Here is a 1721-nt window from a genome sequence, read left to right on the forward strand (position 1 = left end):
TCGCAGGTTTATTTGGCATGCAGTTTTTTATCTCTAACACCCTAAGGATTATTTTAGGTTACGCGAAACCTCCAAAAGTCCCGAAATTACTTAATTAATTTCCGAGTCTCTATATAATTTAAAATGGTGCAAATCCTTACTGTATGCAACGTTATATGGCCAATCTTTTGTATTAACAAAATATTTTACATATTCAACCGGCTGGAAGTTGGAATTATATGAAACCCTTTTTATTTGTAAAAGCGGGAACCCTTTATCTACTTGTAAATAGAAGCCAGTCTTTTCATCTGCAGCTATCGCGGTAATCTCCTCTGTTACATAAGTAAACTCAACCCCAAGTACTTCTTGAGCAAATTGACGCATATTTAAAATTTCTCCAGCATTTTTTATCTTCTCAATATCTACGTCAACGTAATAATGGGTTAATAAAAAAATGGGAATATCATTTTCGGTTCTGATCCTTATTACTTCGACTACTGGTTTCTCCATTTCTAGTTCCAAATTTGCAGTAACGTCAGCATCAGGAATAATAGTTTTCACACTTATCGTTTTGACCTTTAATTTATTCCATTTTTTGCTGAAGTTTGAACTGAATCCGCCAACTGCTGGCCAAGGAACAGATGATTCATTTTTCGTTACGATAGTTCCTATACCCGGCTTCCTTTCAATTAAACCTTTTTCCTGTAATTTCCCCAGCGCTTGTCGAATTGGTGCTCTGCTTACCCCATATAAATGTTGCATCTCCATTTCGGTCGGAAGCTTATCACCAATCTTGTAATATCCCGAAGCAATTTTATTAAATAAATCTCTGTATACCTCTAGGTATAATGATCGTTTCAAAAAAACACCCCATTAATTATTACAATGTTCATACTTTGTTATAACAAAGTATTAATTAGTATTATATGAACGCTTTTTTAAATAGTCAATATATTTTTATAAATTGATAATAAAAATATTTTGAATAACTGAAAACAAGGACATCGGAAGGCGCAGCCAATTGAGGTAGCACTAAAAAAGGCATTTCGGGCTTTTTTGACACTTGAATCGGAATAATCGAAAGTACTACTAAATCGAATAAAAGCAGGTTAAATAAAGCCAAAGTTCTTAGCAAAATATCAACGGAAATAATCAAACTCCGCCTGTAAAATCAGACGGAGCTGGGCATTCAATATGGTCTGGATAGATTCTAGTATGTTCTAATATTTATTTCCAATAAGTTTGAAGCGATACTACTCAGTTAGAAAAAAATAACAGTCAAATTAACTCCTAAAGTGAAGACCGGAATAGAAATAAATAAAAACAAACATGATCTTTCGCTCTCAACCCTGAATGAAAATAATTAATTTTCGTCTATAATGTAGATACCATAACAGTGAGTATATGACGCGGGCTTTAATGGTGGTTTTAACCCTGTAATAAAAACTGTTGGAGTGAATTTGTTGCACAACCCATTGTTAGCTCCCTCGACTTGAAGGATAACTACGTACAGAAAAATGATAAACTTACAAATTCACTCCACTGTTGTGGAATCTAAAAGAAAGGTTGAGAGGTATGGATGTATTATTTAAACGATGTGCAGGTTTAGATGTACATTCGGAATCAATTGTCGCTTGTGTTCTTATTGAGAATGACAACAATGATCTTACTAAAGAAATTGAAACCTTTGGGACGTTAACAAAAGATTTATTTCATTTGTTAAAGTGGCTTGAAAGCCACGG

At 33.8% G+C, this 1721-nt stretch carries 1 protein-coding gene; it reads right to left on the reverse strand.

Going from position 1 to position 1721, the window contains the following annotated elements; genetic code table 11:
• Nucleotides 1–90: 90 nt before the first annotated feature.
• On the reverse strand, nucleotides 91–840 hold the full coding sequence (locus IEV18_RS14245) for a GntR family transcriptional regulator (protein ID WP_188393061.1): 750 nt from the start codon (nucleotides 838–840) through the stop codon (nucleotides 91–93).
• Between the last annotated feature and the right edge of the window lie 881 nt (nucleotides 841–1721).

Source organism: Compostibacillus humi (assembly GCF_014637175.1).
Classification (GTDB): Bacteria; Bacillota; Bacilli; order Bacillales; family Amphibacillaceae; genus Oceanobacillus; species Oceanobacillus humi.